The sequence below is a fragment of the Pseudorhodoplanes sinuspersici genome, from assembly GCF_002119765.1.
Lineage (GTDB): Bacteria > Pseudomonadota > Alphaproteobacteria > Rhizobiales > Xanthobacteraceae > Pseudorhodoplanes > Pseudorhodoplanes sinuspersici.
This window is the reverse complement of the sequence record NZ_CP021112.1, coordinates 171063-195518: the sequence shown is the minus strand read 5'-3', so window position 1 is coordinate 195518 and position 24456 is coordinate 171063. Positions and strand designations below refer to the sequence as shown.

Sequence of the window (24456 nt, the reverse complement as noted above, 5' to 3'; positions counted from 1 at the left end):
ATGCGTCTTGTTTTCAGCATCCTGACCGACGCCCTTGCCTACGGCATGGTGCTGTTCATCATCTCCATTGGCCTGTCGATCATGATGGGTCTGATGCGTGTGGTGAATCTCGCTCATGGCGCCTTTGCCATGATCGGCGGCTATCTGGCGTCCTATGCGCTTCGCGATCTGGGGATGCATTACAGTGTCGCGATCCTGATCGCGGTGGTCGGTACCATTCTGGTCTCGATCCCGTTCGAAATATTGCTGTACCGCCGCATCTATCGCAATTCCGATCCGTTGATGCAGGTGCTGATGACCATTGGCATCACCTTCCTCATCATCGGCGTCGTTAACTTCGTGTTTGGTCCGACCCTGAAATCGATCCCGCTGCCGCCGCTGCTCAATGGTCCGCTTGACATCGGCTTTCGCTCGCTGCCGACGCACCGGCTGTTTGTGATCGCCTGCGGCCTCGTCACGGCGCTGTCGCTGTGGCTGCTGATCGAGAAAACCGAATTCGGCATCAAATTGCGGGCGGCGGTCGATCACAGCAACATGGCGGACGCTTTGGGCATTCGCACCGAGGTCATCTATGCGGCGACCTTCGCGCTGGCGATCGGGCTTGGCGCATTCGGCGGCGTGGTTGGCGCCGAGATCCTGCCGATCGAGCCATTCTATGCGTTACGCTATATGGTGACATTCCTGGTCGTGGTCTCGGTCGGCGGAGCCGGCTCGATCGTCGGCGCGCTGTCGGCGTCCATGCTGCTCGGTCTCGCCGATACCACCGGCAAATATCTCGCGCCTGAATTCGGCGAATTCTTCTTTTACCTTGCGGTCATCGGCATCGTGTTCGTGTTTCCACACGGCCTATTTGGAAAGTCCCACGCATGAGCGATGTCGTCATGAACCAAGTTCCGGCCCGGCGCAGCTTGCCCTTCGCGCAGGAGGCATTCAGTGCGTTGGCCATCGCCGGCCTCGGCGCGATCGGCTACTTTCTGTTCCCGGAAGATCTGGCGTTTCTCACGCGCTTGATCGGCATTGCATTTCTCGTCCTGTCACTCTGCCTCGTCACCGGTTATTGCGGCATCGCGACGCTGGGTCACGCCGCTCTGTTCGGCGTTGCCGCCTATGCGGTCGGCATCGCCTGCATTCGGGGGCTGACCGATCCGATCGCATTGCTGGGCGTCGGCATTGTCACGGGCGCGCTGATGGGCCTTATCTCCGGCGCGCTGATCACGCGGTTTCGTGCCTTGCCGCAACTGGTCCTGTCGATCGCCATCGGGCAATTGGTCGCCGGTCTCGCCAACAAGCTGTCGTGGCTTACCGGCGGCAGCGACGGCCTTTCGGGTATTACGCCCGGCAAGGTGTTCGGCATTTTCAGCTTCGACCTGTACAGCCGCACCGCATTCCTGCTCTCGATGAGCCTACTCATTATTGTGTTTGTCCTCCTGCAGCGTCTGGTGAATTCACCGTTCGGGCTGATGTGCCGTGCCATCAAGGATGACGATTTGCGCGCCAAGATGATCGGAGTCTCGATTTATCCGCGCCTTGTCCTGATGTATGGAATTGCCGGCGCGGTTGCTGGCGTCGGCGGCGCACTGACAGCGATGAGCACCGGCGTGGTCGGGCTCGACAGCGTCAGCTTTGAGCGCTCGGCGGAAGTGCTGGTCATGCTGGTGCTCGGCGGCGCCGGGCATCTGTGGGGCGCGCTCGCCGGGGCTATCGTCTTCCTGATCTTCGAGCATATCGTGGCTGCAGCCAATCCGTTCCACTGGATGACGATGGTTGGCCTGCTGCTCATCCTGATCGTGGTTTTCGCGCCGCGCGGTCTGATCGAACCTTTATTGTCGCAGATCTCCCGCTTGAGGCAGCCGGGGAGCGCCGCATGAGCGATCTTCTCGAAGCCCGCAACGTTTCGCGCGCGTTCGGCGGGTTGCACGTGACCCGGGACGTCAATTTCAAACTGGCTGCCGGCGATCGTGTCGCGCTGATCGGCCCGAATGGGGCGGGCAAGACCACGTTGGTCAATCTGATCACCGGCGATATCGCGCCGAGTGAGGGGCAATTCTTTATGGAAGGTGACGAGATAACAGGTCTCAGCATTCCCGAGCGGGTGCGCCGCGGACTGGTACGCACATTCCAGACTACCCGGCTGTTCGCCAATCTCACGGTCGCCGATAACGTTGCGCTCGCCATCATGCAGCGCAAGCGGATCTCACGCAGGCTTTTCTCCAGCGCGACGGAGTTGCCGGAAGTCCGCGCCGAGTGGAGCGAAATCCTCGGCAATCTTGGTCTCGACGCGCACGCTTATCGCAAGGTCGTCGAGCTTGCTTACGGCCAACAGCGTCTGATCGAGCTGGCCATTGGCCTCGCGCTGCATCCGAAGGTGTTGCTGCTCGACGAGCCGGCCGCAGGCGTGCCGCATGACGAGGCGCCCAGAATCCTTGCGGCAATCAATCGTTTGCCTGCCGATATCGCCGTGCTGATGATCGAGCACGATATGGATCTCGTGTTCAAGTTTGCCAGGCGCGTACTGGTTCTGGCGGCGGGTCGGCTGATTTTCGAAGGATCGCCTGACGAGGTCACTGCCAATCAAGACGTGCGCCGTGCGTATTTGGGGAGCTATGCCGATGCCCGCCGCACCGCTTGACGTCGAAAATCTCAGCGCGGGTTATGGGCCAACGCGGATTATCGAGGGCGTTTCGTTCTCGGTGAAAGCGGGTGATCGTCTCGCCGTGCTCGGCCGCAACGGCATGGGCAAGACCACGCTGCTGGCGACGCTGATGGGCCTGACGGCGCGTCATGGCGGAGAGATCAGGATGGGTGAGGAGGATGTGACGACCAAACGCACCTCCAAGCGCGCCGATCTTGGGATCGGCTACGTGCCGCAGACACGCGACATCTTCGCTTCGCTGACGGTGGAGGAGAATCTGCGCGCCGGTCTGAAGGGGAGGCCGGTTTCCGCGCTCGAGGAGGCCTATGCGATGTTTCCGCGATTACGTGAACGCCGCGGCAACTATGGCAAGCAATTATCCGGCGGCGAGCAGCAGATGCTGACGATGGCCCGGACGCTGTTGGGCAAGCCCTCGATCCTGTTGCTGGACGAGCCTCTGGAAGGTCTTGCGCCCGTCATCTGTGATGAGTTGATGGCGTTGCTGGCGAAACTGGCGTCCACCAATGAAGTGACCATCGTTCTGGTCGAGCAGCAGATCGAACGCGCGTTGGACTTCGCTAATAACGTGCTGGTGATGGAGCGTGGACGACTCAGCTGGTCCGGGCTGCCGGAAACGCTGCATGCCGATCGGGCGCTGGTGGATCGTCTCGTCGGGGTCGGCATTCATTAGCAGACCTTAACACGGGGAGGCGTGGACCCTGTTATGTTCATGCGCCACCAGCAAATCAAATGTATACGGCAATGCCTGCTCGGTTCACGCTGTATTTACCCGTCGTTAACCCGATTCCCAGAGCGCAACTCGGTCTACCCGCGCTTTAACCCACTGTCTGGCGAAGTCGTCGCAGGATGCTCAATGGAGGCAATCCGCGGGCGATGTGCGGGATGTCACCTGGCCGATTCCATCGCCGTTGTGGCAGGAGATGGGGGCCGGCCGAAACCGTGCTGAGCCCTTGTTGTGGTGCGTGCCAGCATTGGTAACGTGACCCACCCCTAAGTCTGGAACGTGACAATGACTGCAAGGAGAGCCGACGGCCCGCTTGCTATTGAAGATTATGCGTTGATCGGCGATTGCAGAACCGCAGCCCTGGTTGGCCGCAACGGTTCGATCGACTGGCTATGCTGGCCGCGCTTCGATAGCAGCGCATGTTTTGCAGCCCTTCTTGGTACGTCCGAACATGGACGTTGGCAGATTTGTCCCGCGGACCCCGCCCCGCGCATCACACGTGGCTATCGCGACAGCACCATGGTGCTGGAGACAATTTTCGAAACCAAAGACGGCCGCGTCGCGGTGATCGATTTCATGCCCCTAGGGCAGGTCAGTCCATCGGTGATCCGCATCGTCGAAGGACGATCCGGCAAGGTCGCGATGCAACTGATGATGACGTTGCGCTTCGACTACGGCAGATCAGTGCCATGGGTCACAAAACTTGAGGATAATTCAGGGCTTAGTGCCGTCGCCGGACCGAACAAGGTGGTGCTGCGTGCACCGGTCGATCTTCTGAGTGAAAATCTCGCAACAACAGCTCAATTCGATGTGGCGGCCGGACAATCTATCGCTTTCGTGATGAGTTACGGCCCTTCGCATTTGCCTGCCCCGGCGCCCCTGGATTGGCGGCCGATGCTTGAAAGAACCGAAAGCTTCTGGCGCAACTGGTCTGCAAAAAGCACCTACAAAGGCGAATGGAATGGTGCCGTGCAACGGTCGCTGCTGACATTGAAAGCCCTGAGCTTCTCAGAAACCGGCGGCTTCGTCGCGGCGCCCACCACATCGCTGCCTGAGCAACTGGGTGGACCGCGCAATTGGGATTACCGCTACTGCTGGGTCAGGGACGCCACCATGACGTTGATGGCGATGATGTCCGCAGGTTACGTCGAGGAGGCGCGTGCCTGGCGCGACTGGCTTTTGCGAAGTGCGGCCGGCAGTCCTGATCAGACCCAGATCATGTACGGTCTTGGAGGTGAGCGCCAGCTGGACGAATGGGAAGTCTCGTGGTTGCCCGGCTATGAAGGCTCGTCCCCAGTGCGTGTCGGCAACGCGGCATCCGATCAGTTTCAGCTTGATATCTTTGGCGAACTTATCGATGCCCTGTTCCAGGCGCGCAAAAATGGACTTGCACCCGCACCCTCCGGCTGGGCCTTGCAGCAAACGCTGATTGAGCATGTGGAGAAAATTTGGATTCAACCTGATGAGGGCATGTGGGAAGTTCGAGGCGGACCGCGGCATTTCACCCTTTCAAAGGTGATGGCATGGGTCGCGCTTGACCGTACATTGCGTGATGCAGAGCGATTTAAATTGGATGGTCCGCTGGACCGTTGGCGGCAGGTTCGAGACGAAATGCATGCCAAGATATGCGCGCAGGGCTTTGATTCAAACCGCAATACTTTCACGCAGAGTTTCGGCAGTACCGATCTCGACGCCAATCTGTTGTTGATCCCGGTTATGGGCTTCCTGCCGGCGACCGATCCGCGCGTATGCGGAACGGTCGAAGCCATCGAACGTGAATTGCTCGTCGATGGCTTTGTTCTACGCTACCGGACAGGGACAAATGTGGACGGACTGCCGCCAGGCGAAGGGGCTTTTCTCCCGTGCAGTTTCTGGCTTGCCGACAACTACGCGCTTCAGAAACGTGACACGGAAGCGCGCGCCTTGTTTGAGCGTCTGCTATCGCTGAGCAACGACGTTGGACTGCTCGCGGAAGAATATAACCCCCAAGCAAAGCGGCAGGTCGGAAATTTTCCGCAGGCATTCTCGCATCTTGCCCTGATCGGGACTGCGTTGAATCTGCATAATATTGGCCCCGCACAACAGCGTGCGCGAGGAGGGCCAACTGATGCGTGAAGCTTCGCTGACACCGGCATACAGGTTCAGCCGCGTCTTTTTGGCCGGCCACATGTCGGGAAACGGTACCTCAGCTCGATCATCGAGGAGCGATCATGGCGCTGAAAGACAAGGTGGCGATTGTTACGGGTGGCAATAGCGGGATTGGTAAGGCCATTGCCCTCGAACTGGCGCGGCAAGGTGTCAGAATTGTCATAGACTATGTCGTTGACCCGGCCGCGACCGATGCGCTTGAGCGGCAGATCGCCGAGCTTGGCGGCAAGTCTATCGGGGTCGAGGCGGATGTGAGCAAGATCGCTGATCTGCAGAAGCTCGTGGATGCGGCCGTGAGCGGGTTCAGTCGCCTGGATATCATGGTGAACAATGCCGGCATCGAAACGCGTACCTCTGTCCTGGATACGACCGAGGCTCAGTACGGCAAGGTGATGGACGTCAATCTCAAGAGCGCCTTCTTCGGTACGCAAATCGCAGCCAAACAGATGATCAAGCAAGGCGATGGCGGTCGCATTATCAACATCACATCGGTTCACGAGGATTGGCCAATGCCGGGCAACACCGCTTATTGCCTTGCCAAAGGCGGCATGCGCATGCTCACACGCACTGCCGGTCTTGAGCTTGCCAGCCACAACATCCTTGTCGTGGGGGTCGGTCCGGGCGCTGTTGCGACGCCGATCAATCTCAGCACGATGAACGATCCAGCCAAGCTTGCGCAATTGGATGCCGCGATTCCGCTGGGACGTATGGCGCGCCCCGAAGAGATTGCCAGTGTTGTCGGCTTCCTGGCCGGGGATGGCGCGAGCTATCTCACCGCAACCACAATTTTCGCGGATGGCGGCATCATGCACAGCAGCGTCGGTCTCTAGCGGGGATCGGTATGGATAAACGCTTTGACGTCATCATCGTCGGCAGCGGTGCAGGCGGCGGCACGCTCGCCAGACACCTCGCACCTTCGGGGAAGAGCATCCTGATCCTCGAGCGCGGCGACTGGCTCAAGCGCGAGGCGAAAAACTGGGATGTGTCAGCAGTCTTCGAGCAGAACCGCTATATTACGCCCGACACCTGGTACGACCGCGATGGCCGGCCGTTCCAGCCACAGGTGCATTATTACGTTGGCGGCGCGAGCAAGATGTTCGGCGCGGCGCTGTATCGTCTTCGGCAGCAGGATTTCGGCGAGTTGCGTCATTACGACGGCATCTCCCCCGCCTGGCCGATCCAATACGAAGAGCTGGAGCCATATTATGCGAAGGCCGAGCGGATGTATCATGTCCACGGCCTGAGGGGCCGGGATCCGACCGAACCTCCCGCCAGTGGACCCTATCCCTGTCCGCCCGTCTCTAACGAACCACGCATTCAGCAACTTTTCGATGACCTGACAGCGGCCGGTTATCATCCTTTCCCCGCTCCCTGTGCGGTGATGATGGACGAGCGGAACATGGCATACAGCACGTGTATCCGCTGTCAGACCTGTGACGGCTTTCCATGTCTGGTGCATGCCAAATCAGACGCAGAGGTTGTGGCCGTGCGGCCCGCCCTCGAATTCCCCAACGTGACGTTGCTCCGCAACGCAACCGCGCTCAAGTTGAGGACGGATACCGCCGGTAAGGCTGTCACAGAGGTTGTCGCCGAAGTTGGCGGAGAGGAGGAGGTTTTCCGTGGCGATATCGTCGTCGTCTCGTGCGGAGCGGCAAACACCGCCAAACTGTTGCTGATGTCGGCCAATGACAAGCACCCGAACGGGCTTGCCAATGGCTCGGATCAGGTAGGACGCAACTATATCTTCCACAACAGCCAGGCCGTGCTCGCGATCTCACGCGAGCCCAATCCGACCATATTCCAGAAGACGCTCGCGCTGAACGATTTCTATTTTGGAATGGATGGGTTCGATTACCCGATGGGTAACATCCAGATGATCGGCAAGTCTCTGGGCCCGATGTATCGGGGCGAGAAGCCGATCGAAACCGCGCTGCTTCCGATGGGCGTGCTCGACAAGCTTGCCGATCACACTGTGGATTTCTGGCTCACAACGGAAGATCTACCCGATCCGGAAAATCGTGTCACTGTCGACAAGTCCGGCAACCTGACGCTGAGTTACACTCCCAACAACCAGGTGCCAAAGCAAAAGTTGTACGACAAGCTCAAGTCGATGCTGAATCATCTGGGCATGCATCCCGACCATCTTATCCCGCGCAACATCTACATGAAGACGGAGATTCCGATCGCCGGCTGCGCGCATCAGGCCGGGACATGCCGGTTCGGAACGGACCCCAAAACTTCAGTATTGGATGTGAACTGCAAGGCGCATGAGATCGACAATCTGTATGTCGTGGATACAAGCTTCTTCGTCAGCATCGGAGCGGTGAATCCGTCCCTCACGGCAATTGCCAATGCAATCCGCGTGGGCGATCACCTCTTGCAGAGACTGTCGTGAGCGGGCGGTGGTAGGAGTTTGATGTATTGTTGCCTGATCATGTCAACATTCGGCGATGCAGATCGAACATGATCCAGAAGCTGCCGCCGACCATGATGACGATGAGAATGGTGGCGAACATGATCGCCAGGAGGTTCTCGCGCGGCGTCGAATTAAAATCCAGGTGCAGGAAGTAGCGCAAGTGAACTAGGATTTGGATGATGGCGGCAATGCCAATGATGATCAGTGTGGACGACTTCGGCAGCGCATTCGTCGCAACGAGCGCAAATGGAATTGCAGTCAGGCTCAGGGCGAGCACAAAGCCGATAAGATAGGTCCTTAACCCGTGCGTGTTGCCGGCGGATTGGTTCATTCACAGGACTCCCGGAAGATACACGACGGAGAAGATGCCGATCCAGACGATATCCAGGAAGTGCCAGAAAAGGCCCAGCCGAAAAAAGCGTGAGACGACGGGTGCGGTCAGCCCCTTGATAATGACCTGGCTCGCCATGATGAGGATCCAGATTAGACCAAAGGTCACGTGCAGCCCATGAGTGCCGACCAGCGTGAAAAAAGCTGAGAGAAATCCACTGCGGTCCGGGCCTGCACCGACCTGCACCATGCCGTAAAATTCGCGGATCTCCATAAGCACGAACCCCAGCCCCAGCACGAACGTAACAAGTAGCCACGACAGCATTGCCGCCCGCTTGTCGGATTTCATCGCCAGGGAGGCAAGGCCGAAAGTGAGGCTGCTCAACAGCAACAGCAGGGTTTCGCCGAAGGCGTGCGGCAGGCTGAACAAGGTCCGTCCCGTGGGGCCGCCATCCGTGCCGGTGGAGGCCATCACCACGTAGGTCGCGAACAGCAGCGAAAAGATAATCGCGTCGCTCATCAGATAAAGCCAGAATCCGAACGCCCGATGCTCATACACATCGGAGGTCCCCGGTTCAGAGGCTGCCGGGTCCGCGGTCGCAACGATTGCTTCGGCGCTCATGTCGGACTTTCCGTAACCGGTTGATCTGAAAGACCGGGAGCGATCACATTCCGGCTCCGTGCGGCGCTTGCCAGAGCCTGATAACGCCGGTCTTCGATCTTCTCGACGTCGGCGGCCGACAGGCGATATTCGGTGTCGTCATTGTAAGTTCGGGCGATGATCACAGCCCACATGCCGATCGTGCATGCGATGGCCATCCACCAGATGTGCCAGACCATGGCGAAACCGAGCAGGAAGGCAAGAACGCCGAGGAAAACGCCGGCGCCAGTACTCCTCGGCATATAGATGTCTTGGTAACGGTCGGGCCTGCGATAGGCGACACCGCGCTTTTTCATGTCATGGAAGGCATCGATATCGCGCACGTCGGGCACGACAGCAAAATTGTAGGGTGCCGGCGGCGATGACGTCAGCCATTCCAGCGTGCGTCCGTTCCATGGATCGCCGCTGAGATCGACCGTCCCTTGTCGATGCCGGACGCTGACAACGAGCTGGACGATCAGAAAGATGATGCCGAGCAGGATCAGCGCCGCGCCGAGCGCGGCGACGATCAGGTAGGGCTGCCACTGAGCTATGTTGTAATGCTCCATGCGGCGCGGCATGCCCATGAGGCCGAGGACGTAGAGCGGCATGAAGGCGAGGTAGAAGCCGATCAGCCAGCACCAGAATGATCGAACGCCCCAACGCTCATTCAGCTCAAAGCCGAAGGCCTTGGGAAACCAGTACATATAGCCTGCAAAATATCCGAAGAGCGCACCAGGGATCAGCATGTTGTGAAAATGCGCGACCAGGAAGGTGGTGTTGTGCACCAGATAGTTGACAGGCGGCAGCGCCAACAGAACGCCCGTCATGCCGCCAATGACGAAGGTCACGATGAAACCCAGTGTCCACAGCATCGACGGATGGAAAGTAATACGGCCGCGATACATGGTGAACAGCCAGTCGAAAACCTTCACGCCGGTCGGTACGGCGATGATCATGGTTGCGATGCCGAAGAAGGCGTTGACGTTCGCACTCGCGCCCATGGTGAAAAAATGATGCAGCCAGACCGTGAATGACAGGACCGCGATCGACGCCGTGGCATAGACCAGTGATGTGTAACCGAACAGCCGCTTGGCTGAGAACGTTGCAACGACTTCCGAGTAGATGCCGAAGGCCGGCAAAATCAAGATGTAGACTTCCGGATGCCCCCATATCCAGAACAGGTTGGCATAGTTCATCATGTTGCCGCCGCCGGCATTCGTGAAGAAATGCATCCCGATCGTGCGATCAAGCCACAGCAGCGAGGCCACGACGGTCAGGGCGGGAAAGGCGAAGGTCATCAGAATGCTGGTGCAGAGTGCCGTCCAGACGAACAACGGCATTCGCATCAGGTTCATGCCGGGGGCGCGCAGCTTGAGGATCGTGACGACAAAATTGATGCCGGTCAGTGTCGTGCCGACGCCGCTGATCAGGATTGCCCATAACCAGTAGTCGACGCCCACGCCGGGACTGTACTCAACTCCCGAATAGGGCGGATAGCCGGTCCAGCCGGCGGTCGAGAACTTGCCAATCACCAGTGAAACCAGGATCAGTCCGGCACCGGCTGTCGTGAGCCAAAGACTGACGGAGTTTACGAACGGGAAGGCAACGTCACGCGCCCCGATCTGCTGGGGAACCACGATATTGATCAGTCCGGTCAGAAACGGCATCGCCATGAAGAAGACCATGATGGTGCCGTGAGAGCTGAATATCTGATCGAAATGTCCGGGTGGCAGATAGCCGTCAGAGTTGAGCGAGATCGCCTGCTGGCTCCGCATCATGATCGCGTCGATGAAACCGCGCATCAGCATGATGAGCGCCAGTATCACATACATGATGCCTATTCTCTTGTGGTCGACGCTGGTGAGCCACTCGCTCCACAGATTGCGCCACTGTCCGAGCCAGGTAATTCCGGCCATGACAGCCAACGCCCCGCCCACCGTCACCAACGCACCGCTCATGGCGACCCAACTGTAGAATGGCAGCGCGTCGATCGTCAGGTTGCCGAACATTTGGGAGCTCCAGTGCCGGTCTAATCGCGGGCTGGGTGGCTGGCATGTTGGTGGCCGCCGGTATATTTCATGATGATCGTTTGAAACATGTTCGGCTCGACCGTTGAATAGTAGGTTACTGGGTGGCGGCTGCTGGGCGCAGCAAGCGCGCGGTAGGTGGCATCGTCCAGTTTATTCGGCGATTGCTTGACCTTCGCCACCCACGCTTCGAATTGTTCCGGCGATGCGGCAATCGCCTGGAAATGCTGGCTGGAAAAACCGGATCCGCTGTATTGGGCATTCCGGCCGGAGAACCGGCCGGGAGCATCGGCTAGCAGATTGAGCCGCGTCTGCATGCCGGCCATCGTATAAATCTGACCGCTCAAGGCTGGGATGAAGAAGGAATTCATCACCGTATCCGAGGTGAGTTTCAGGCTGATCGGCGTCTGGCTGGGAAACACCAACTGGTTGACAACCGCAATTCCCTGCTCGGGGTAAATGAACAGCCATTTCCAGTCCTGAGCGATCACCTCGATTTCCAGCGGTCGGACCGATGCATCAATCCGTTTGTAGGGATCGAGTTTGTGCGTCTTGATCCACAAGAGGCTGCCGAGGATGATGACAATCAGCGCAGGAACCAGCCAGATCACGGTCTCGGTTATGGCGGAATAACACCAGTCCGGAGTGTAACGGGCTTTGCTATTGGAGGATCGATATCGCCAGGCAAACAGGAAAGTCATCAAGAAGACCGGGATGATCACGACCAGCATCAGGACGACAGCAGTCAACAAGAAGTCGCGCTCGGCCAGCGTAATGGGACCTTTGGGGTCGAGGACAGGAAAGTGAGACAGGTCGCAGCCGCCAGCCGGCAGCGCAGCACAGACGACTATCGCCACTCGACGTGATTTGCGCGTAAAAGCCTGTTTCACGATCGCGTCCATATCGTTCGCTTGAGCGCGGTCTGTCATGAGCGGTCGGTATTGAAACAGATTCGCGCTGGTCAATGATGCTCTCTCGTGTCGCAGTCGGTGGTTATCAGCAGCGTTGATTTCTGATTCATTGGAAATTTCGGAACATTTTCATTGGAAATCCCAAACCATTTGTCTGCGTGATTTCCCTTAGGCACACATCAGACTGTTCAAAGAGCGGCACGCCACCTACTTTGTCCTCTGGAAAAGGCCGGATATCGAAAGCTCCGGTTTGGGAGACCGGTCATGGCTTCCGAAGTTGCGATCCAAAGGCCCCGTGTGGTCATCATCGGAGCGGGGTTCGGCGGCCTCTCTGCGGCAAAGGCTCTGGCCGGCAAACCGTTCGGCGTAACGCTGGTCGACCGTTACAATTATCATTTATTCCAGCCATTGCTCTACCAGGTCGCAACCGCGGCGCTATCGCCTGCCGACATCGCGTCACCAATCCGAACCGTGTTTCGTCGCCAACCCAATGTGGATGTCATTCTCGCGAATGTTTCCGGGATCGACGTTGCGCGTAACCAGGTGATCGCCGAGGGGCGGAGTATCCCATTCGATTACCTGATCGTCGCAACCGGTGCGCAGCAAGCTTATTTCGGGCACGCCGATTGGGCACAGCATGCCCCAGGCTTGAAAACAATCGATGACGCAACCTATCTGCGACGCCGGATCCTGCTCGCGTTCGAAAAGGCTGAGATCGAGCCCGATCACGACGAACGCCGCAGGCTGTTGAACTTCGTTGTTGTTGGCGGTGGGCCGACTGGAGTCGAACTGGCCGGGGCGATCGCCGAACTGGCAAAACGGGCGCTTGCATCGGACTTCCGAAACATCGATCCGCGCTCAGCGCGAATCGTGTTGGTCGAAGCTGGACCACGCATTCTGACTCAGTTCGATGAATCGCTCTCAAGCTCCGCACTGCAAGCGCTGGAGCAATTGGGCGTCGAGGTCCGTTCAGGAACCGAGGTGACCGGATGTGACGATGCAGGGGTTTCCATGGGGGACGAACGGATCGAAAGTAGGACCATCTTGTGGGCGGCGGGCGTCGAAGCGTCCCCGGCAAGTCGATGGCTCGGCGCAGAGAGCGACCGAGCGGGGCGGGCCAAAGTCGAGCCGGATCTTTCGCTGCCTGGGCGCCCGCATATTTTCGTCATCGGCGATACCGCTTCTTGCGTTGACGCTGAGGGCAAGCCGCTTCCCGGCGTGGCTCCCGTTGCCAAACAACAAGGATACTATGTTGCGCACGCAATCGCCGCCCGCGCCGCGGGAAAGTCCGTTCCAGCGTTCCGATACCGAGATTACGGGACGCTGGCGACGATTGGGCGAAGCCGCGCGGTGGCGCAGATTGGACGTATCAAGCTCAGCGGATTTGCCGCCTGGCTGTTGTGGTGCTTCGCACACATTTATTTTCTGATTGGCTTCAGGAATCGCCTGCTGGTGATGGTGAACTGGGCCTGGAGTTTCGCCACGTTCCAGCGAGGGGCGCGGCTTATCACTGGTATCGTCGGCGCCCGGATCAGGGACGTGAAGCCGGAAGCCGTCGCCAAGAGCAGTGTTCGGGAGGAGGCATGAGACCGGTCAAGCCAATCAACATCTCAAGCGAATGTTATGTGGCTCTCTCTGTGTGCAGCATTGGGGCGGCATGCGAGCGGCCGCCGGGACGGATTTCTCCTCTCATTCCATGAGCACGATCATATGCCCGTCGGGGTCGCGGATGGCGGCGGCCTTTCCGCCGCTCGTCAAGGTCACCACGCCTGGGGACACAAAGGTCACGTCTTCTTCCTCAAGCCGCCCGACAAGAGCATCGAGATCGTCAACCCTGTGAATTTGTCGCGCCGACGCCACATCATTGGCTCGCATCTCCGAAGTCAAAGTCCGGCCAGGCGGCATCCGATAATGCAACAGCTCCACATGCGGCGTGACCTCGGATGCGGGCTCGAGCGCCACCACATCGACCTCGCAATCCGTCAATCCATCGAGGCGATCCTGATCAGCGCCCTTGTTCAATGACTGGGCAGCGATCTTGAAGCCAAGCAGCGTCGTGTAGAAGGCAACGCTGCGGTTGGCGTCCATGATCGAGATGGCGGTGTGATCGTAACCGGCAATGCCCGAAGCGGCTTTGCTCTGCCATTGCGGATCGCCGACGCTTGGCGGAAATGAGATCAGCTCCAGCGGGTGTCCTTCCGGATCGCGGAATTTGAATGCAGTGACGTTACCGGTATTGGCAGGTAGCGTCACCGGCGCGCCCTTTGTGATCTGTCCAGGCGAGCCGCCCTTCAGCCTTTCCCAGACCTTCGCGATGTCATTGCTGACGAGCGCGCAATGCTGAAACCATTGATCGTTCGAGGCGCGCTCGGAAGGGTAGGGCCGTCCCGGCGGATCGAACGCCACGAGCGTGATCACCTGCTGTCCTATAGTGACATCTGTAGCGCGCGCTTGAGTGCCTCGCGCGAGTCCGAGCAGACTGTTCCAGGCCTGATCTTCCAGCATCTGTTCAGGCCCAACCTCTAGTCTGAGCCAGTTGCGGTAGAAAGCGGCTGTCCCCGCCAAGTCGGCGACCGTGACGCTAATCCCGATGAGCTGCGTTACCGGCATCGGGGTTGCTCACTACTTGAAGTCGCCGGGTTTTGCGCCGGCCCAAATCTTGGGATCGAGTTGGACGATCAAGATCGTACAGGGCTCATCGCCCACTGTGCCGGAGCGATGCCCCACCCGACCTTGCGCATCCGGCTTGGCGTTCTGATCGCCGCCAAAAGCGAGATCGCCTGGCCCCATTTCCACGCGGGTGCCGTCGGTCGATTCGACAAACCAGCGCCCCGACAAGACCGACAACCATTGAGGTTTCGGATTTTCATGCCAGTCTCCGTTCCAGCCAACCGGCAGGACGCAGAACAAGAGGCTGTTCTCGCCTGACAGCAGGTGGTTGTTCCACTGGGAGGCCGCCTTGCCGCCCATGCTCTGCCAATCAAAGTTGGTCAGCTCGCAGCGCGTCTGATGCGTGCTCCCGTCATGGCCGGTCCATAGATGCCAATAGGAGATCTTCGGAGTTTCAGGATTTGCCATTCACTGCCCCTCGCTTGATCGCCATGATCTCAAACCAGTGCGCCAAACGACTGGATGAAACCGCTCTCATACATGACGAAGATGAGCCCGCCCACCAGCCCGAAATTCTTGAAGAAATCCCAGATATGCGGATAACCCTCGCTCTGTGGCGACCAGAAGCGCGGATAGGTCCAGAACGCGTGATAGACAATGCCGGTGACAAAGCAGTAACCGGCGAGAATGAATGCCGCGATGCCCTCATAGATTCCAAATACGATCATCGGCGGCGTAAGCAGTTCGACAATCATGGCGACGACCAAGAGAACCGGGCCGCCGGGAAGCCAGCTTGATGTCGCCTGCTTCAGCGCATTGTCCCAATTGATGATCTTGTCGATGAAACTGAATGGGAAGATACAGACGATGAAAATCCGCGCCAGTATCGGTAGAGCATCGTTGATCAGCCAGTCCATCGATTGCCTTCCTCTCGATAAATTAGCGAACATCTGAAATCTTCTGCGAAGCGTGCGCGGATCACAACCCTGGTATGGGTGTTAGCTGAGCATCAAAGTTACTGGACGGGACTACCGGGTAGTCGAATTTTATGTGGACAAAAGCAAGGAGTTGCGCTGGCTCGTGGTCCAAGGAGGCTTTGGCGTGTTTCGTTCGACCTGCGGTGATTTTGTTAATGATTGGGTCAGCTTCGTAAGCGTTGGTCGCGGAGAGTTCTGCTTCTGTGATTGCTTTTACCATCCTTACGACAAGGTCAGGCACGATGGCACATTCTTCCGATCATGACGACGGATCGACGTTCACCGTCTATCGCGATGAATTTCGCGCGGTGCTCGGCTCGCGCTTTCAGCGACCCGTGTTGATAGAGACGAATGCCCATGAAGGTCCGGTGTATGTTGCCGCAGAGCATGCACTCTACTTCACGACAGTACCTGAGCCCGGGCCCAAGAACATCTTCATCAAGCGTCTGCAGTTGGTGGGCGAAGAGTTTCCTTTCAAGGCGCAAGGGCTCGATACAGTGCGGTCTTCCTCGAACATGGCGAATGGCATGACACTCGATCGCGACGGCGACCTCGTGATCTGTGAGCAAGGCACGCGCGAAATGCCGGCCCGCATCAGCCGCATGGATCTCAAGACACGCTCGGTCGAGACGGTAGTCGATCAATGGCGGGGACTTCACTTCAACTCGCCGAACGATGTGATCGTGAAGAGCGATCGCACTGTCTGGTTCACCGATCCAAACTATGGCGAGGTTCAAGGCTTCAAGGGTGCGCCGCAGGTCGGCGCATACGTTTATCGCCATGATCCCGCCACGGGCGAAATCGCGGTCGTCGCGGACAGCTTCAATAAACCGAACGGGCTTGCCTTCTCGCCGGACGAATCCGTTCTCTACGTCACTGACACCGGTGCCAATCAGGCTCCGGGTACTTATTACGTTGGGCTGCCGCATCATGTCCGTGCCTTCGACGTGCATGACGGCCGCCACTTGCGTAACGAGCGTCTGTTCGCCGTCGTCAGCCCCGGCGCTCCCGACGGCATCAAGCTCGACGTGCAGGGGCGCGTCTACACGTCGTCTGCAACCGGCGTGCAGGTGTTCACGCCGGGGGGCGATCTGCTTGGCGAGATCACGGCGCCGGGCGTGGCTAACTTCACTTTCGGCGGGCCGAACAATGATGTGCTGTTCATTCTCGGCGACACGCAGATTTGGCAAGCCAGGCTTCAGGTGGCCGGCGTTCGTACGTCCTGAAGATCAAGGGATGAGGCGTCCCGCGGCGATAGATGCGTTCAAGCGCCTTTGCCAATAGATCGCAGTCGTTCCCGTAAAATGCTTGCAGCCTCTGCCGTGAGGACCGTGCTGGCTCGCGGTTGCCTGTTGACATTCGTGCTCTGTTGATAGCTCTTATATAAGTTATATAAGAGTGTGGAATCGGCTGGAATTACAATGAAAATCGGTTGCGCTGCGCATGCGGCCGGATCCGCACCGACAGGATTGAAAGTAAAGGTCAATGTCCGAAAATCTCGTCTTTGATGCTCATGCCCATGTTCTCGACATCGAGACTATTCGAATTCTCCAGCGCGAGACCCCGAAGCTTGCGCCGAAGCTGACGCCGATCGATGACGATTTTTCGGTGTTCGAGGGTCCGGGCATGACTTACCGCCCGTTTCCTCGTGGCGCATGGGATCTGGAGCGCAGGCTTGCCGATATGGCACGCTTCGGTATCGACAGGCAGCTTGTCGCAGTCTGCCCGCAGACGTTGCTTTACAGCGCCGAGCCGGAAGCGGCGCTTGCGGTCGCGCAAATTCAGAATGATCAGATCTCGGCGATGTGCGCCGCGCATCCGCGCGCCTTCGCGGGGCTTGCGACTGCGCCGATGCAGGCACCTGCGCTGGCTGCGGATGAACTGACGCGGGCCATGCGTGAAAAGGGCCTGCGCGGGATAATGATCGGCTCCAACATTGTCGGCCGCAATCTTGACGATCCGGCGCTCGAACCGTTCTGGGCCGCTGCAAATGAACTGTCGGCCTTCATCCTCGTGCATCCCGTCCATGTCGCGGGCGGCGATCGTCAGACGAGCTATTATCTCAAGAACATCATCGGTAATCCGCTCGACACGACGATTGCGGCGGCATGTTTGGTATTCGGCGGGGTGATGGCGCGACACCCGCGTATTACGTTCTGCATGTCGCATGGCGGCGGTTTCACGCCCTATCAGGCAGGCCGCTTCATCCATGGCTGGAATGTGCGCGACGAACCCAAGGCACAGCACGCTGGACATCCCAAAGAGGCTCTGGATCGGCTGATCTACGACACGATCCTGCATGGACCTTCGCCGCTGCGCTTCCTGATTGACGAGGTCGGGCCGCAGCGGGTGGTGCTGGGCACCGACTACCCATTTGATATGGGGCAATACGACATCGTTTCGGTCTTGCGCGACTTTAAACTGGAGCCTGCGGCGGAAGCGGAGATTGCCTGCAGAGCTTTGGAGCGAATGCTCGCCATGCAATCTGTTGCGGAGGCAGCGTAGTGGCGCCGCGCGGCGAAGTTCGACGTTTGCACCGGAACCGGCGCGATGTGCCGCTCTACGAAATGGTGGATAGTCTTATCCGCAAGCGCCTGGTCGAGAATGTCTGGTCGCCCGGTGCAATGCTGCCCAGCGAGATTCAGTTGGCGCGCGAATTTGGCGTCAGTCAGGGAACGGTGCGCCGAACACTCGATGCGCTCGTCGCCGAGGGCCTACTCTACCGCAGGCAGGGTGTTGGCACCTTCGTTTCGGAGATGGAAGACAGGCGCTCTCTGTTTCTGTTTTTCAACATGGTGGCAGACGACGGGCGCCAGGAGATGCCGGCGGCGCGACTGCTTGGCGCCGAGTTCGGTCAAGCTAATGAAGAAGAGGCGCGCCGGCTCGCGATTGCCGTGGGCGCTCCGGTCAGGCGGTTACGGCGACTTCGTCTGTTCCGCGAGACGCCGATGATCGTGGAAAAGGTTGTTGTTTCCGACGCGCTGCTGCCGGGACTTGGCACGGAAGTGCCTCTGCCCGATCACCTGTTTCGCCATTATGAAGTCGCCTATCGCGTCACGGTCGTGGAGGCCGATGAGACGGTGAGAGCTGTCGGGGCTGAGCCGGAAGACGCGGCACTGCTCGAGCTCGCCGTCGGCACGCCACTTCTGCAGATCGATCGCGTTGCCTATGCGCTTCAACGCCGCCCCGTCGAGTGGCGCGTCAGCCGCTGCGATACATCCGGCCAAAGCTACCGCATTCATCGCGGTTGATCGCTTGACGCAGCAGAATCGAGGTCTAGTATAAGAGTTATAAGAGCTACAAGAGTCCAGAAAATGACGCCGTAAGTGCGTCGAGGGGGAGGACAACGCTCATGAAACTCGCATCTACGCTGGCCATTGCCGGCTTGATCGGAACCTGCGTCTCCGCATACGCGGCCGACTGCACAGATTTTCCTAAGCGGCCCATTGAGATCGTGGTTCCCTACGGCGCCGGCGGGGGCGTGGATATTGCGTCCAGAACGCTTGCCGCCGCCGCCAAGGCGGTGAAGGGCTGGGACATGCGCGTCTCCAACCGCACCGGCGCGGGCACTGTAACCGGCCAGAATTATCTCGCGTCGCAGGCGCCGGCCGATGGCTACACGATCGGTGTGATGCCGCTGATCGCGGCAGTTCTGAACGATGCGGATCCGCGCAACGGCATCAAGGCGGGAAGCCTCGAAGTTCTTGAAGCCATCGCTTTCGATCCATGGCTGTTCGTGGCGATGAAAGGACAGACTGTCGACTCGCTCGTTGCTAAGGCGAAGAGCGGCGGTGGTACGCTGCGATATGCGGTTTCGCCGGGCAGCGAACAGGGCATGCTTGGCCAGATGTTCGCGAACAAGCACGGCATCAAGCTGACCAATGTGCCGCTCGCGGGCGGGGTGCAGCGGCTAGGCGGGCTGCTGAACGGCTCGGTGGATCTTGCGCCCAGCTTCTATGGTGAAGCGAAACAGTATCTCGACAGCAAGATGATGGTGCCGATCGGATTCGCCAACGATATTCCCTACTGGGCAGACGAGAGCATCCCGGCGCTCGGTACCAAAGGTTACGAGTTCGGGCGCAACTTCTGGGGCTCCTATCGTGTGATCCTCACGCCGAGCGGCGTGCCGGAGAACATCAAGGCCTGCCTGGCCGACAGTCTGACCGACATCCTCAACAGCGGTCAGGGCAAGGAACTGTTTCTGCAGAAGACCATCAAGGTAGAGCCGATCGGCTACAAGGCAGCCAAATCGAAATATGCTGAGTTCCAGGCAGCCGTCACCAAGCTTCTGTCCGCGCAGAAAAGCCAATGACGATCTCAATGGTGAGCCGGAAGAATACGCTCGCGGGAGGGCGGTCTTCCTCCGCTCCCCTGACGCTGGCGCGCTGGGTCCGTATTGGGGCGCATTGCGCAATCCTTTTTCTCGCGTGTGTGTTGCTGCGCGATATCCTGTCGATTGAAGGTCTGCGCCTGTGGCCGGATCAGGGAGTCCCGCTGCTGACCGCTGGCTTTGCATTGATCACGGCGTCAGTTGCGGCGCTGCGCGCACTGTTCGCGCAGTCGGTCGGTTGGGACGAAAACCTGGTGCGTGACCTGGATGCGCCCCGCAGGCGTCGCTTTGCCGTGTTTGTCGGGACCTGGATCGGATATGCAGCATTGTTGCCGTATATCGGATTCCTCGTTGCCACGATGCTGGCCCTCACGGCATCGATATGGACGCTGGAACGATTGCGGCTCTGGGTGACTGTGCCGGTCGCGGCGATCATATCAGTGCTGATCTGGCTGGTCTTTCAGCGTGCGCTCTACGTGAGCCTTCCGCTCGGGCCGATCGATCGTGCATTTGCTGAAGCGTTGCACGGGTTCTGAACGATGAATGGTTGGGATGCGCTGCTTGATGGACTCGTCGTCGCGTTCAGGCCTGATTGCCTGCTCGCAGCTATCGCCGGTGTCATCATCGGTATCGTTTTTGGCGCGATCCCCGGCCTGAACGCAACGCTCGCGATCGCTCTTTTTCTGCCGGTGACTTTCCTGATGCCGCCCGACGGCGCGCTCATCCTGCTTAGCGGTCTTTACGTGGCGGGCATCTATGGCGGCAGCATTTCGGCGATCGTTCTTGGGATTCCGGGAACAGCGGCGTCGGTGATGACAGCTTTGGACGGTCACGCCCTGGCGCAGAAAGGGCATGTGAATCGTGCGCTTCGTCTCTCGGCATTCGCGTCCGGTCTGGGAGGGCTGTTCTCGGCGATCGCTTTGATCACCATGACACCGACTCTTGCGCGCGTGGCACTCAGCTTCGGACCGTCGGAATACGCTTTGCTGATCATTTTTAGTCTGCTTCTGGTTATTTTACTATCGCCGCAGAATCTCTTTTCTGGCTTTGGCGCTGCGGCGCTCGGGCTGATGCTCGCGATGGTCGGCTATGATCCTGTTGCCGTTGGCGAACGCCTGACTTTCGGGGTCGCCGACTTGCGCGGCGGATTGCCGCTCGTGCCGATGTTGCTGGCTTTCTTCGCCGCGCCGCAAGTGATGCGTCTGGCCGTCGAGACGCTGAAAGGGGGAGAGCAGCCCATTCTGGGCCGCGACCGCTTTGGTCTCTGGCAGACGCTGCGCACCACATTGGCGCACAAGTGGACCGTGCTGCGCGCGTCCACGATCGGTCTGGGAATCGGCATCCTGCCGGCGGTCGGTGTCGAAACCTCGCCCATCATGGCGCATTCGCTCGAACGCCGCTTCACGCGCGACCCGGATTTCGGCGCGGGCTCGGAACAGGGGCTGTTGGCGGCGGAGACCGCCAACAATGCAACGGTCGGCGGCTCGCTCATTCCCCTGATCGGATTGGGTATTCCGGGCAGTGCGCCGGCCGCGGTGATGCTGGGCGCATTGACGATGCACAATATTGCGCCGGGGCCGCTGATCTTCATCACCAATGGTCAGGTGATCTACGGACTGTTTGCCGGCTTCATCGTCGGTAACCTGATCATGATGGTCCTGGGGATGGTTCTCGCGCGCCAGTTCGCGTTGACATTGCGCCTGCCCAAGGGGCTGATCGTGACCTTCGTGACTGCGGCTGCGGTCCTCGGCAGCTACGCCAGTGGAAACAGTCTCACTTCGGTCTACGTTCTGCTGGGGGCATCCTGCGTGGTGGCCATCATGCTCGCCGCGAGTATACCGGTCCTTCCCTGTGCGCTGGCCTTTGTACTTGGACGGACGCTTGAGAACCAACTCGCGGTCGCGTTCGCCTCGATGGCCGGATTGGGCGAGCTGTTTGCGCGTCCGGCTTCTGTCACGCTCATTCTGCTCACGTTCGGCATGCTCGTCTTTCTGCTGCGTTGGCGCGGCCGTGGCGACGCGCAACCGGCCGCAAGTTGAAAACCTCCTGACATGACCGGGCCCCGGTCAGCTTACCTTTCGGCACCACAGTAATCCCATGGACGTCAAAGCGCCTCTTCTCTTTCCCGCGGCAACCCTGCGCGCATTCATTTCGGATGTCCTGACAGCGCACGGCATGCCTGTGACGGATGCGGACATGGTCGGGTCACTGATGGTCGAGGCCGATCTGCACGGCAGCGACGGACACGGTGTGTTCCGGCTCCCGCGCTATATCGATCGTCTGAAAGCGGGAGGTTTCAACCTCCACCCCGATATCCGGGTGGACCGGCGTTCCGGTGGTATCGCGCGCGTGCATGGCGACGATGCGATGGGCCATCTGGTTGTCAAATGCTGCGTCGATGAAGCCATCGCGCTGGCCTCGCAGCACGGTGTGGCCTGTGTGGGCTGTCACCACGGCAATCACGCCGGCGCTGCGGGCGTTTATGCGATGATGCCGGTCGAACACGACATGATCGGCATCTACATGGCCGTCGGCAGTGCAAACCACATGGCGCCCTGGGGCGGGCTCGATTTGCTGCTGAGCACGAATCCCATCGCGATCGGCGTGCCAGGCGGCTCGGGAGGGCCGGTGCTGCTCGATATGGCCACCACGAATGCCGCCTATGGAAAAGTGAAGCTCGCCGCGCAGCGCGGGGATGCCATACCGGAAGGCTGGATGATCGATGCTGACGGGCATCCTTTGACCGATCCGAAACAGGCAGCTCACGGTTCGCTTGTGCCGATCGGCGGACCGAAAGGCTACGGACTGGCGCTCATGATCGGGCTGCTTGCCGGGACGCTCAATGGCGCAGCCATGGGCAAGGAGGTGGTCGATTTCAACACCGACGACAAGACGTCGACGAATACCGGGCAGACAGTGATTGTCATCGACCTCAAGGCGATGGGAGATCCGGATCAATTCAAAAAGGATGTTGATCGCATCCGCGACGAACTGACCGGATCAAAGTTGCGTCCAGGCTTTGACGAGATCCGCCTTCCGGGCGATCGCGCGCTTGCGACACGGACGCGGCGTCTGCACGAGGGAGTGCCGTGTCCCACGGCGCTGCTCGACAGTCTACGAGCGGTCGCCAACGAGGTGGGCGTCGCATCACTCGACGACCGGATCTGAAGAAGGCACGGCGCTGCCGCCGGGCCGCTCACTCGCGCTCCATCGTCACGATTGTGATGAGTTTCGTGGTTTGATTATCCATCGCGACGATAATGGCCCAAACCCGGACGGTAGGTCTTGTCGTCCAGAAACTGCGTCATTCCCTTCTTGCAGCCTTGCTCGGGATCGGTGGAACAGGTCTCTTGTGCCTTCGCATAGAGAGAGTCTTCGGCAACGCGGGGACCGGTCGCGTCACTGGCCGGACTTATACCGGAGGCGTACCGTTCTTGAAACGGAAGGCGCTCGGGTGTCTTCGCTCCGCATTCCGCAATTGGCCGAACGTGGCAACGCCATGTTGGGCCATGGCGACGCGCAGTTCATCTGCGAGAAGATCGGCGACATAGTCGCTGCCGCTATCGCCCAGCGCTCCGAGACCGAAAAGAAAAGCACGTCCGCAAAAAACAGCCTGCGCACCCAGGGCCAGAGCGCGCATGGCATCGAGCCCGGACTGGATGCCGCTGTCAAAAAGCACTGTCGTTTTGGTTCCGACGGCGGCCACAATGCCCGGCAAGACATCGATGGCCGGCGGCGCGGCATCCGATTGCCGGCCGCCGTGATTTGAAACGAGGACCCCGTCGGCACCGATCGCAATCGCCTGCTCGGCGTCGCCAGGATGCAGCACGCCTTTGACGACGAGTGCGCGTGGCCATTGATCGCGCAGACGACGCATTTCATCCCAACTGAACGTGCCCTTGATTTCGCGCTGCACGAATCCGGCCGATGCCGCAAGTGTCGGTTTCGTTCCCAGATATCGCTCGACATTCGGAAAGCCGGGCGTGCCGGCTTTCAGGAGTTGCAAAGCCCAGAGCGGCGATGAAGCAACATCGAAAACGGTTCGCGGCGTCGGCCGGAACGGCACGACAAGGCCGTTGCGCATGTCCTTTGGCCGCTTTGGCCGGACCGGTGCATCGAGCGTGACAACAAGCGCATGCGCTCCCGCTGCTGCCGCGCGTTTCAATAGATCGAAACTGACCGCGTGATCTTTCGCCGGCAGGCCGTAAAGTTGAAACCAGAAACTGTCGGGGCAAATTGATGCCACCGTCTCCAACGAAGCGGACGCCAGCGTGCCAACGATGTAGGGAATACGCGCTGTTGCCGCGGTGTGCGCGAGCGCCAGTGTCGCGCCCGGCCAAATCAAGCCATCGGTGCCGACCGGCGCAATTCCAATCGGCGTTGCGTAGCGCATCCCGAACAGCTCAACGTCCGTGGAAACGGACGCGGCCGCACCATAGCGCGGCACGATCTGGATTCCGTCGAGGGCTTCGCGGTTGTGCCGCACGCCAAGATGACCGCCGGTGCCGGCTTCGACGAAATCGAACGCGAAGCGTGGAACGCGCCGGCGGGCGGTTTTCTCCAGGTAGGCCAACGTCGGATAGCGCTGGCGGCGCTTTGCGGCCTTGCCCTGGGCGCTGCCGGCTCCCCATGCCTCGGTTACAGCTTTGGTCATCGAGATGAGTGCCTTAATGGATGTTCGGCACAG

The 24456-nt window shown here is 59.4% G+C and carries 23 protein-coding genes; 15 read left to right on the top strand and 8 right to left on the bottom strand.

Annotated features, from left to right (window positions below; translation table 11 throughout):
• From CAK95_RS00920 to CAK95_RS00890, 7 genes are all read left to right on the top strand, one after another.
• Positions 1–870, top strand: coding sequence for a branched-chain amino acid ABC transporter permease (locus tag CAK95_RS00920; RefSeq protein ID WP_086086120.1), 870 nt, complete (start codon positions 1–3; stop codon positions 868–870).
• Positions 867–1868, top strand: a complete 1002-nt coding sequence (locus tag CAK95_RS00915) for a branched-chain amino acid ABC transporter permease (protein WP_086086119.1) — start codon at positions 867–869, stop codon at positions 1866–1868. The genes CAK95_RS00920 and CAK95_RS00915 overlap by 4 nt, the downstream gene beginning before the upstream one ends.
• On the top strand, positions 1865–2629 hold the full coding sequence (locus CAK95_RS00910; RefSeq protein ID WP_086086118.1) for an ABC transporter ATP-binding protein: 765 nt from the start codon (positions 1865–1867) through the stop codon (positions 2627–2629). Before CAK95_RS00915 ends, CAK95_RS00910 begins: the two co-directional genes overlap by 4 nt.
• Positions 2610–3323, top strand: a complete 714-nt coding sequence (locus tag CAK95_RS00905) for an ABC transporter ATP-binding protein (RefSeq protein ID WP_086091116.1) — start codon at positions 2610–2612, stop codon at positions 3321–3323. Before CAK95_RS00910 ends, CAK95_RS00905 begins: the two co-directional genes overlap by 20 nt.
• 339 nt (positions 3324–3662) lie before the next feature.
• Positions 3663–5492: a glycoside hydrolase family 15 protein gene (locus CAK95_RS00900; RefSeq protein ID WP_086086117.1), complete on the top strand. Its 1830-nt coding sequence runs from the start codon at positions 3663–3665 to the stop codon at positions 5490–5492.
• 95 nt (positions 5493–5587) lie between these two features.
• A complete protein-coding gene (locus CAK95_RS00895) occupies positions 5588–6355 on the top strand; it encodes an SDR family NAD(P)-dependent oxidoreductase (RefSeq protein WP_086086116.1) in 768 nt (255 codons plus the stop codon).
• 11 nt (positions 6356–6366) lie between these two features.
• Positions 6367–7920, top strand: a complete 1554-nt coding sequence (locus tag CAK95_RS00890) for a GMC family oxidoreductase (protein ID WP_086086115.1) — start codon at positions 6367–6369, stop codon at positions 7918–7920.
• A 37-nt stretch (positions 7921–7957) separates the two neighbouring features.
• On the opposite strand, the gene cyoD is transcribed toward CAK95_RS00890, so the two are convergent.
• From cyoD to cyoA, 4 genes are read right to left on the bottom strand one after another with little or no spacing between them, the layout of a single operon-like run.
• A complete protein-coding gene (gene cyoD / locus CAK95_RS00885; protein ID WP_086086114.1) occupies positions 7958–8272 on the bottom strand; it encodes a cytochrome o ubiquinol oxidase subunit IV in 315 nt (104 codons plus the stop codon).
• A complete protein-coding gene (gene cyoC, locus CAK95_RS00880; RefSeq protein ID WP_086086113.1) occupies positions 8273–8893 on the bottom strand; it encodes a cytochrome o ubiquinol oxidase subunit III in 621 nt (206 codons plus the stop codon).
• Complete coding sequence (gene cyoB, locus CAK95_RS00875) at positions 8890–10923, bottom strand: cytochrome o ubiquinol oxidase subunit I (RefSeq protein ID WP_086086112.1); 2034 nt, start codon at positions 10921–10923, stop codon at positions 8890–8892. The genes cyoC and cyoB overlap by 4 nt, the downstream gene beginning before the upstream one ends.
• A gap of 20 nt (positions 10924–10943) precedes the next feature.
• On the bottom strand, positions 10944–11906 hold the full coding sequence (gene cyoA / locus CAK95_RS00870; protein WP_245303576.1) for a ubiquinol oxidase subunit II: 963 nt from the start codon (positions 11904–11906) through the stop codon (positions 10944–10946).
• Positions 11907–12116: 210 nt separating this feature from the next.
• On the opposite strand from cyoA, the gene CAK95_RS00865 reads away from it, so the two are divergent.
• Complete coding sequence (locus CAK95_RS00865) at positions 12117–13439, top strand: NAD(P)/FAD-dependent oxidoreductase (protein ID WP_086086111.1); 1323 nt, start codon at positions 12117–12119, stop codon at positions 13437–13439.
• A gap of 102 nt (positions 13440–13541) precedes the next feature.
• On the opposite strand, the gene CAK95_RS00860 is transcribed toward CAK95_RS00865, so the two are convergent.
• Genes CAK95_RS00860 through CAK95_RS00850 form a run of 3 tightly spaced genes read right to left on the bottom strand, consistent with a single transcriptional unit; the run spans position 13542 to position 15379 of the window.
• Positions 13542–14462: a VOC family protein gene (locus CAK95_RS00860; RefSeq protein ID WP_086086110.1), complete on the bottom strand. Its 921-nt coding sequence runs from the start codon at positions 14460–14462 to the stop codon at positions 13542–13544.
• A 12-nt stretch (positions 14463–14474) separates the two neighbouring features.
• Positions 14475–14930, bottom strand: coding sequence for a cupin domain-containing protein (locus CAK95_RS00855; protein WP_086086109.1), 456 nt, complete (start codon positions 14928–14930; stop codon positions 14475–14477).
• Between the two features lie 29 nt (positions 14931–14959).
• On the bottom strand, positions 14960–15379 hold the full coding sequence (locus tag CAK95_RS00850) for a DoxX family protein (RefSeq protein WP_157699482.1): 420 nt from the start codon (positions 15377–15379) through the stop codon (positions 14960–14962).
• Positions 15380–15681: 302 nt separating this feature from the next.
• Here CAK95_RS00850 and CAK95_RS00840 point away from each other — a divergent pair, with 302 nt between their 5' ends.
• The 7 genes from CAK95_RS00840 to CAK95_RS00810 all read left to right on the top strand — a co-directional run bounded on the left by CAK95_RS00840 (position 15682) and on the right by CAK95_RS00810 (position 22937).
• Complete coding sequence (locus tag CAK95_RS00840; protein ID WP_086086106.1) at positions 15682–16665, top strand: SMP-30/gluconolactonase/LRE family protein; 984 nt, start codon at positions 15682–15684, stop codon at positions 16663–16665.
• 259 nt (positions 16666–16924) lie between these two features.
• Positions 16925–17944, top strand: coding sequence for an amidohydrolase family protein (locus tag CAK95_RS00835; RefSeq protein ID WP_086086105.1), 1020 nt, complete (start codon positions 16925–16927; stop codon positions 17942–17944).
• Positions 17944–18690 carry a GntR family transcriptional regulator gene (locus CAK95_RS00830; RefSeq protein WP_086086104.1) on the top strand — a complete coding sequence of 249 codons (747 nt, stop codon included), beginning with the start codon at positions 17944–17946 and terminating at the stop codon, positions 18688–18690. The genes CAK95_RS00835 and CAK95_RS00830 overlap by 1 nt, the downstream gene beginning before the upstream one ends.
• 101 nt (positions 18691–18791) lie before the next feature.
• Positions 18792–19751 (top strand): Bug family tripartite tricarboxylate transporter substrate binding protein, encoded by a 960-nt coding sequence (locus CAK95_RS00825; RefSeq protein WP_086086103.1) that lies wholly within the window; start codon positions 18792–18794, stop codon positions 19749–19751.
• Positions 19748–20305 (top strand): tripartite tricarboxylate transporter TctB family protein, encoded by a 558-nt coding sequence (locus tag CAK95_RS00820; protein WP_086086102.1) that lies wholly within the window; start codon positions 19748–19750, stop codon positions 20303–20305. Before CAK95_RS00825 ends, CAK95_RS00820 begins: the two co-directional genes overlap by 4 nt.
• 3 nt (positions 20306–20308) lie before the next feature.
• Positions 20309–21808, top strand: coding sequence for a tripartite tricarboxylate transporter permease (locus tag CAK95_RS00815; protein WP_086086101.1), 1500 nt, complete (start codon positions 20309–20311; stop codon positions 21806–21808).
• 58 nt (positions 21809–21866) lie between these two features.
• On the top strand, positions 21867–22937 hold the full coding sequence (locus CAK95_RS00810; RefSeq protein WP_086086100.1) for an Ldh family oxidoreductase: 1071 nt from the start codon (positions 21867–21869) through the stop codon (positions 22935–22937).
• A 244-nt stretch (positions 22938–23181) separates the two neighbouring features.
• Here CAK95_RS00810 and CAK95_RS00805 read toward each other — a convergent pair whose 3' ends face one another.
• Positions 23182–24423 (bottom strand): alpha-hydroxy acid oxidase, encoded by a 1242-nt coding sequence (locus CAK95_RS00805; RefSeq protein ID WP_086086099.1) that lies wholly within the window; start codon positions 24421–24423, stop codon positions 23182–23184.
• Between the last annotated feature and the right edge of the window lie 33 nt (positions 24424–24456).

Excerpts from the sequence above, each read along its gene's own strand:
- CAK95_RS00860 (WP_086086110.1), bottom strand. The coding sequence starts at position 14,462 with ATGCCGGTAACGCAGCTCATCGGGATTAGCGTCACGGTCGCCGACTTG.
- CAK95_RS00825 (WP_086086103.1), top strand. The coding sequence starts at position 18,792 with ATGAAACTCGCATCTACGCTGGCCATTGCCGGCTTGATCGGAACCTGC.
- CAK95_RS00915 (WP_086086119.1), top strand. The coding sequence starts at position 867 with ATGAGCGATGTCGTCATGAACCAAGTTCCGGCCCGGCGCAGCTTGCCC.
- CAK95_RS00900 (WP_086086117.1), top strand. The coding sequence starts at position 3,663 with ATGACTGCAAGGAGAGCCGACGGCCCGCTTGCTATTGAAGATTATGCG.
- cyoB (WP_086086112.1), bottom strand. The coding sequence starts at position 10,923 with ATGTTCGGCAACCTGACGATCGACGCGCTGCCATTCTACAGTTGGGTC.
- CAK95_RS00820 (WP_086086102.1), top strand. The coding sequence starts at position 19,748 with ATGACGATCTCAATGGTGAGCCGGAAGAATACGCTCGCGGGAGGGCGG.
- CAK95_RS00905 (WP_086091116.1), top strand. The coding sequence starts at position 2,610 with ATGCCCGCCGCACCGCTTGACGTCGAAAATCTCAGCGCGGGTTATGGG.
- CAK95_RS00910 (WP_086086118.1), top strand. The coding sequence starts at position 1,865 with ATGAGCGATCTTCTCGAAGCCCGCAACGTTTCGCGCGCGTTCGGCGGG.
- CAK95_RS00895 (WP_086086116.1), top strand. The coding sequence starts at position 5,588 with ATGGCGCTGAAAGACAAGGTGGCGATTGTTACGGGTGGCAATAGCGGG.
- CAK95_RS00810 (WP_086086100.1), top strand. The coding sequence starts at position 21,867 with ATGGACGTCAAAGCGCCTCTTCTCTTTCCCGCGGCAACCCTGCGCGCA.
- CAK95_RS00855 (WP_086086109.1), bottom strand. The coding sequence starts at position 14,930 with ATGGCAAATCCTGAAACTCCGAAGATCTCCTATTGGCATCTATGGACC.
- CAK95_RS00835 (WP_086086105.1), top strand. The coding sequence starts at position 16,925 with ATGTCCGAAAATCTCGTCTTTGATGCTCATGCCCATGTTCTCGACATC.
- CAK95_RS00865 (WP_086086111.1), top strand. The coding sequence starts at position 12,117 with ATGGCTTCCGAAGTTGCGATCCAAAGGCCCCGTGTGGTCATCATCGGA.
- cyoC (WP_086086113.1), bottom strand. The coding sequence starts at position 8,893 with ATGAGCGCCGAAGCAATCGTTGCGACCGCGGACCCGGCAGCCTCTGAA.
- CAK95_RS00815 (WP_086086101.1), top strand. The coding sequence starts at position 20,309 with ATGAATGGTTGGGATGCGCTGCTTGATGGACTCGTCGTCGCGTTCAGG.
- CAK95_RS00850 (WP_157699482.1), bottom strand. The coding sequence starts at position 15,379 with ATGGACTGGCTGATCAACGATGCTCTACCGATACTGGCGCGGATTTTC.
- CAK95_RS00805 (WP_086086099.1), bottom strand. The coding sequence starts at position 24,423 with ATGACCAAAGCTGTAACCGAGGCATGGGGAGCCGGCAGCGCCCAGGGC.
- cyoD (WP_086086114.1), bottom strand. The coding sequence starts at position 8,272 with ATGAACCAATCCGCCGGCAACACGCACGGGTTAAGGACCTATCTTATC.
- CAK95_RS00890 (WP_086086115.1), top strand. The coding sequence starts at position 6,367 with ATGGATAAACGCTTTGACGTCATCATCGTCGGCAGCGGTGCAGGCGGC.
- CAK95_RS00840 (WP_086086106.1), top strand. The coding sequence starts at position 15,682 with ATGGCACATTCTTCCGATCATGACGACGGATCGACGTTCACCGTCTAT.
- CAK95_RS00920 (WP_086086120.1), top strand. The coding sequence starts at position 1 with ATGCGTCTTGTTTTCAGCATCCTGACCGACGCCCTTGCCTACGGCATG.